Here is a 6,878-nt window from a genome sequence, read left to right on the forward strand (position 1 = left end):
AGATCTGGGCAACAAGAAGGTTTGAGTTTTGTAAACAGTGCTATGGTTCAAAATGTTAATTTTTCTGCTGGTGGTTTTCAAGCAAAATATGGAGATAAACTATCTTCAGTTTTAGATATTACGTATAGAACTCCACAAGATTTTAGTGCACGTGTAAATGCCAGTTTATTAGGTGGAAGTGTAACAGCTGAAGGAATTTCATTTAACAAAAAATTAAGTGGATTGGTCGGCGTTAGATACAGAAATAACAGTCTTTTTATTAATAGTAAAGATATTGAAACAAACTCGAATCCAAATTTTACCGATGTTCAGGCATTTTTATCGTATCTAATAAATCCGAAATTAAAAATCGACTTTTTAGGAAATTATGCACTCAATAATTACAAATTTATTCCTAAAACCAGAAGAACTAAATTTGGAACCATTGCTAATCCTCAAGAACTAATTGTTTATTATAACGGACAAGAAAAAGATAAGTTTAAAACCGTATTTGGTGCTTTAAAAGGAAGTTATAATTTTAATGAAAACATAGAATTATCTTTAACTGCATCAACATACCATACCATTGAAGAAGAATATTACGATATTTTAGCAAGTTATAATATTGGAGAGGTAAACAACGATTTTGGATCTGATGATTTTGGTGAGGTTGAATTTTCTGAAGGAATTGGCTCTCAATTAAATCACGCTAGAAATGCCATTGATGCCTTAATTAGCAATGCCGAATTTAAAGGGACTTATAAAAAAAATAACCATTTATTTAATGTTGGAATAAAATATCAAAATGAAGATATAAAAGATCGCATAAAAGAATGGGAAGTTATTGATTCTTTAGGATTTAGTGTAAGACCTCCAAATACTACTGCTAATAATCAACCTTATCAGCCATTTTCTGGAGAATTAACTCCTTACCAAAGTATAGATACACAAAATCATCTTAAAATTAACCGACTAATTTGGTTTGCACAATACAGTAAAAATAGTGATTGGGATAATCATAAAGTTTGGTATAATGTAGGTGTACGTTCTCATAAATGGAACGTGAATGCTGGAAATTTAGTAACTTCAAAGCAACAAATTTATAGTATTAGAGGTCAGTTTGCTATTAAACCAGATTGGGAAAAAGACATGCTTTTTCGAATTGCAGGTGGAACATACAACCAACCACCTTTTTACAAAGAGTTAAGAGGTTTTAATGGCGCAATTAATACGAATGTAGAAGCTCAAAAATCGGTTCAAGTGGTTTTAGGAAACGACTATAGCTTTTCTATTTGGAACAGACCTTTTAAACTTATTTCAGAAATATATTATAAAAATCTAACAAATGTTAACATATATACTGTTGATAATGTTAAAATTAGATACAATGCAGACAATAATGCAACCGCTTATGCTACGGGTATAGATTTAAGGTTAAACGGAGAATTTGTTCCAGGAACAGAAAGCTGGATGAGTATTGGGTTTTTAAAAACAGAAGAAAACTACAATAACAAAGGGTTTATTTCTCGTCCAACAGATCAACGTTTTAAATTTGGAATGCTATTTCAAGATTATGTTCCTAATATACCCAATATTAAAATGTATTTGAATTTAGTTTTTAATACTGGTTTGCCTGGTGGAGCTCCTTCTTATTCAAATTCTTACGAGTATCAAAATAGGTTAAATGCTTATAAAAGAGCAGATATTGGTATTTCTTATGTTTTTGCAGATGTAAATAACAAACATACATCTGGTTTGTTAAAAAACATTCAAGAGTTTTCGTTAGGATTTGAAATTTTTAATATGTTCGATGTTCAAAACTCCATAACAAATACTTGGGTACGCGATGTTTATTCCAAACGTTTTTATGGCATTCCAAATTATATGACTCCCCGAGTTTTAAATATTAAAATGGATGTAAAATTTTAGTTGCTTTTAAATTTATATAACATTATAATAACCCAGTATTACATATGTTATTGAAAAAGAACTGCAGAAACAAACGCTATTCCGTTTCGTAACGTTTCATTTCTCTATCGTAAAATTCACTAGCTTGGTCTATAAGTGTGGCAACTTCTAGTTCTAATTCCTCTCGATCTGCACCCTCAAAATCTTCAAGCCATTCAATTTCATCATCAACCAAATTAATTATGAATCTTGGAAATTCTGTATGAATTACAAAAATATCATCTAAACAATCTGTATTATCTCCCATTAAAAACTTAGGTAATTCCATTTTTTTCTTGAATTAATTTATTCGTTAAATAATTAAACCTTATAAACAACAGTAATGCGGATGACGTTAATGCTACTAAAAGTCCAATCCAGATACCAAATGTACCAAAACCTGCCATAGTACCCAAATAATAACTTATTGGAAAACCTATAATCCAATAGGCTATAAACGTGAGACCTGATGGCACATTTACATCTTGTAAGCCTCTTAAAGCTCCTAAAATAACTGCCTGTAATCCATCTGATAATTGAAAAAGACCAGCAATTACCAATAAACTCGATGCTATTTTAATCACTTCTAAATTTTCAGTAAATATTAAAGGTAAAAAATCTTTAAAAACAATAAAACCCACTGAAAATGTGAACATTATAATAAATATCATTAAAAAATTTGAAAAAGCGATACGTCTTAATTCAACATAATTTTTTAATCCTTTTTGGTTTCCAACCCTAATAGTTGCAGCTACACCAACTCCAACCGCAATCATAAAAGTTGTGGAAGCCAATTTTAAAGCAATTTGATTTGCAGCTTGTGGAAAAGCTCCTAAAGTTCCTGCCAATAAAACCGATGCAGTAAATAAGCCTACTTCAAAAAGCATTTGTAAAGCTGTTGGAAAACCTAATTTTATAATTTTTAAAAAACGTTCTTTTTTTAACTCTTCAAACTTTAATCTTTTTAAATAAATGGCAAATTTATCTTTCTTAGCCAATACAATATATATAAAAAACACCATTACAGTTCTTGAAATTAGCGTTCCTAAAGCTGCTCCTACCAATTCTAATCTTGGAAAAATCCAAAAACCATAAATTAAAGTAAAATTTAAAACAACATTTACAATATTTGTTAATATAGTAGCCCACATTGCATATTTAGTTTGCGACAATCCATCAGCAAACTGCTTAAATCCTTGAAAAACCATTAATGGAATCATCGAAAAAGCAACTATTTCATAATATGGAATTGCTAAAACGACCACTTCTTCTGGTTGATCTAAATGGTACAAAATTGGTTTCAAAAATAGTAATGCAATAAACATTACTAAACCAATTATTGCTGTTAAAATAACACCATGCTGAAATATACTTCTCCCCTTTTCTTTATCCCCTTCACCATCAGATTCGGCAATTAATGGTGTTATAGCAAACGAAAAACCTAGCCCAACAGAAAGTGTAATAAAAAAAATACTATTTCCTAAAGAGGTAGCAGCTAATTCAACTGCACCTAATCTACCAACCATTATATCATCAATTAAACCAACTAATAAATGTCCCAAAGAACCCATCATAATTGGCGTTGCTAACCTAATGTTGTTTTTAAATTCTGAAGTGTATTTTTTAAAATTCAATTATAATATTTTAGGTTGCGAATATACAAGATTTTAAATTCTAATAACTTTTTGAAGTTTAGGAATCTCAAAAATTAAAATCTATTAAAAAACAAGAAATAAATTCGTATATTTTAGTTTTTAAACTAACTTTGATTTTTAAATTAAAAAATATAAAATATGGCTAAAATAACACTTAAAGGAAACCCTTTTAAAACATCTGGAAAATTACCTAAAATAGGTAAAAAAGCACCTAAATTTTCATTAATAAAGGCTGATTTATCAAAAGCAAAATTAAAAGACTTTAAAGGTTCTAAATTAATTTTAAACATTTTTCCAAGTTTAGATACGGGAACTTGCGCTGCTTCTGTTAGAAAATTTAACGAAGAGGCTGCAAAGTTAGAAAACACAAAAGTATTATGTATTTCTAGAGATTTACCATTTGCTCAAGCGCGTTTTTGTGGCGCTGAAGGTTTAGAAAATGTCATAACATTATCTGATTTTGCAAAAGGAAAATTTGGAAATGCTTATGGACTAACAATTGAAAACGGACCTTTAGCAAACTTACATTCCAGAGCAATTGTAATTGTTAATGAAGAAGGTGTTGTAACATATACCGAACAAGTTCCAGAAATAGTTGACGAACCAAATTATGAAGCTGCTTTAAAAGCACTTTAATATATGAATTCTGAAAGTAATTTTATTTTAAATAGAATTAGAGCTGTAAAATTTGCGGCTAAAGGGTTTTGGATTTTAATTACTTCAGAAAAAAGTATTATTGCACAAGTAATTATTGCTATAATAATGACCATTTTTGGTTTTATTATGCATCTTTCTGCTACCGAATGGATGTTCCAATTTTTTGCAATTGGACTTATTTTGGTAGCAGAATCTTTAAATACAGCTATAGAAAAAATGGCTGATTTTATTCATCCAGATCACCATAAAAAAATTGGAACTATAAAAGATATTTCTGCAGGTGCTGCTTTTTTTGCTGCAATATTTGCCGTTATTATTGGTTTTATAATCTATATACCTAAATTATTTTAGTAATATAACTGCAATCGCAATAATTTTATATTTTTGTGACATATAAATATCAATGGCAAAAAAGAAAAAAACAATAACTAAAACAGAACGTAAACCTCGTTTTCAAAAAATAAAATCGTTTTTTGGAAATAGACAAACACAAACAATTATAGGTTCTTTTACCGTTTTGTTTGCCGTTTTTTTACTAATTTCTTTTTTTTCATACTTTTTTAATTGGCAAGAAGACCAAAGTCAGCTTGCTGATTTTTCAAACAAAAATAGCTCCGTAAAAAACTTATTAGGTAAAATTGGTGCAACAATCAGCCACTTTTTTATTTATGACGGTTTTGGAATATCTTCAATCTACATTCCTTTTTTATTATTTTTCTCTGGTATTGCCATATTTTTAAAGGGTAGCATAAAACATATTAAAAAATATTGGGGTTGGGGAATATTAGCAATGATTTGGTTGTCTGTTGCAATTGGCTTTATTAGTTCAAACAATCAACTATTGCCAGGTATTATTGGCTACGAATTAAATAGTTATTTACAACAATTCTTGGGTAAAATGGGTTTATTATTAGTATTATTATTTTTACTGATTTCTTATTTAGTAATCCGATTTAAATTTACACCAGAAAAAATAAAAAGTGTTTTACCTGCAAAAAAGGTGGTAAAAAACAGTAATAAAGATACTGCTTCAGAAATTATTAAAAAACCATTAGAAACTGTAAAAGCAACTGAAATTAAGGAAAAATTATCAACAGATTTTGAATTACCAACTAATACTACAAAACCAGCATCTGAAAATCAGAAACCAAAAGAAACTGCAGAAAAAGTAACAATTGATGTTGAAAAGATTGTTGAAGAAACACATGTTGAAGAAAACATGTCTAGTAAATTGGTAAAAGATTTTGGAGAATTTGATCCCACTTTAGAACTCGCTAATTATAGTTTTCCAACATTAAATCTTTTAAAAGATTATGACGAAAGCATCTCTATTGATCAAGAAGAATTAGAAGGTCATAAAAATAGAATTGTTGAAACACTAAACAATTATAATATTGGTATTGCAAGAATAAAAGCTACTGTAGGACCAACAGTTACTTTATACGAAATTGTTCCAGATGCTGGTATTCGTATTTCTAAAATTAAAAATTTAGAAGACGATATTGCACTCTCACTTTCTGCAATGGGTATTAGAATTATTGCACCTATTCCTGGAAAAGGAACTATTGGTATTGAAGTACCAAATAAAAAAGCAACAATGGTTTCTATGAAATCTGTTATTTCTTCAGCGAAATTTCAAAATTCTGAAATGGAATTACCAATTGCGATGGGAAAAACCATTTCTAACGAAACATTTGTTTTTGATTTAGCTAAAATGCCGCATTTATTAATGGCGGGTGCTACAGGACAAGGAAAATCGGTTGGATTAAACGCTGTTTTAACTTCGCTCTTGTACAAAAAACATCCGGCTGAAGTTAAATTTGTTTTGGTTGATCCTAAAAAAGTAGAACTTACTTTATTCAACCATATTGAGCGTCATTATCTTGCCAAATTACCTGATACTGAAGAGGCTATAATAACAGACACCACCAAAGTTATTAATACCTTGAATTCTTTATGTATTGAAATGGATGCCCGTTACGATTTACTTAAAACAGCAATGGTTCGTAATATTAAAGAGTACAACGCTAAATTTAAAGCTCGTAAATTAAATCCAGAAAATGGTCATAAATTTTTACCATATATTGTGTTGGTTATTGATGAATTTGCCGATTTAATTATGACTGCCGGTAAAGAAGTTGAAACGCCAATAGCGCGTTTAGCCCAATTAGCACGTGCAATTGGAATTCATTTAATTGTTGCAACACAACGTCCTTCTGTAAACGTAATAACAGGAATAATTAAAGCCAACTTTCCTGCCAGAGCCGCTTTTAGAGTATCTTCAAAAATAGATTCCAGAACAATTTTAGATGGAGCTGGGGCAGATCAATTAATTGGAAAAGGAGATATGTTATTTACAAATGGTAACGATGTAATTCGTTTACAATGTGCATTTGTAGATACACCAGAAGTAGAAAGAATAACCGATTATATTGGCTCACAAAGAGCGTACCCAAGTGCATATCTTTTACCTGAATATACAGGTGAGGAAGTTGGCACAAGTCTTGATATAGATATCAGTGAAAGAGATGTTTTGTTTAGAGATGCAGCGCTTGTAATAGTTCATGCACAACAAGGTTCCGCCTCGTTGTTGCAGCGTAAATTAAAACTAGGATACAATAGAGCTGGTAGATTAATAGA

At 29.9% G+C, this 6,878-nt stretch carries 6 protein-coding genes; 4 read left to right on the plus strand and 2 right to left on the minus strand.

Annotated features, from left to right (window positions below; all coding sequences use genetic code 11):
- Nucleotides 1-1,908: TonB-dependent receptor (locus AB1Z17_RS13840; protein ID WP_368052358.1), on the plus strand; the 1,908-nt coding region annotated here is incomplete at its 5' end.
- A 76-nt stretch (nucleotides 1,909-1,984) separates the two neighbouring features.
- On the opposite strand, the gene AB1Z17_RS13845 is transcribed toward AB1Z17_RS13840, so the two are convergent.
- Complete coding sequence (locus tag AB1Z17_RS13845) at nucleotides 1,985-2,215, minus strand: hypothetical protein (RefSeq protein ID WP_368052359.1); 231 nt, start codon at nucleotides 2,213-2,215, stop codon at nucleotides 1,985-1,987.
- Nucleotides 2,202-3,560, minus strand: coding sequence for an MATE family efflux transporter (locus AB1Z17_RS13850; RefSeq protein ID WP_368052360.1), 1,359 nt, complete (start codon nucleotides 3,558-3,560; stop codon nucleotides 2,202-2,204). Before AB1Z17_RS13850 ends, AB1Z17_RS13845 begins: the two co-directional genes overlap by 14 nt.
- A gap of 159 nt (nucleotides 3,561-3,719) precedes the next feature.
- Between AB1Z17_RS13850 and tpx the strand changes: the two genes are divergently transcribed.
- From tpx to AB1Z17_RS13865, 3 genes are all read left to right on the plus strand, one after another.
- Entirely contained in the window at nucleotides 3,720-4,217 is a 498-nt protein-coding gene (tpx, locus tag AB1Z17_RS13855; protein ID WP_368052361.1) for a thiol peroxidase, read from the plus strand.
- Nucleotides 4,218-4,220: 3 nt separating this feature from the next.
- Nucleotides 4,221-4,589 carry a diacylglycerol kinase gene (locus AB1Z17_RS13860; protein WP_368052362.1) on the plus strand — a complete coding sequence of 123 codons (369 nt, stop codon included), beginning with the start codon at nucleotides 4,221-4,223 and terminating at the stop codon, nucleotides 4,587-4,589.
- 52 nt (nucleotides 4,590-4,641) lie between these two features.
- Nucleotides 4,642-6,878 (plus strand): DNA translocase FtsK 4TM domain-containing protein (locus AB1Z17_RS13865; protein WP_368052363.1); only part of this gene is annotated, 2,237 nt, incomplete at its 3' end.

It is taken from the genome of Lutibacter sp. (genome assembly GCF_040883305.1).
In the GTDB taxonomy this organism is placed as follows: Bacteria; Bacteroidota; Bacteroidia; order Flavobacteriales; family Flavobacteriaceae; genus Lutibacter.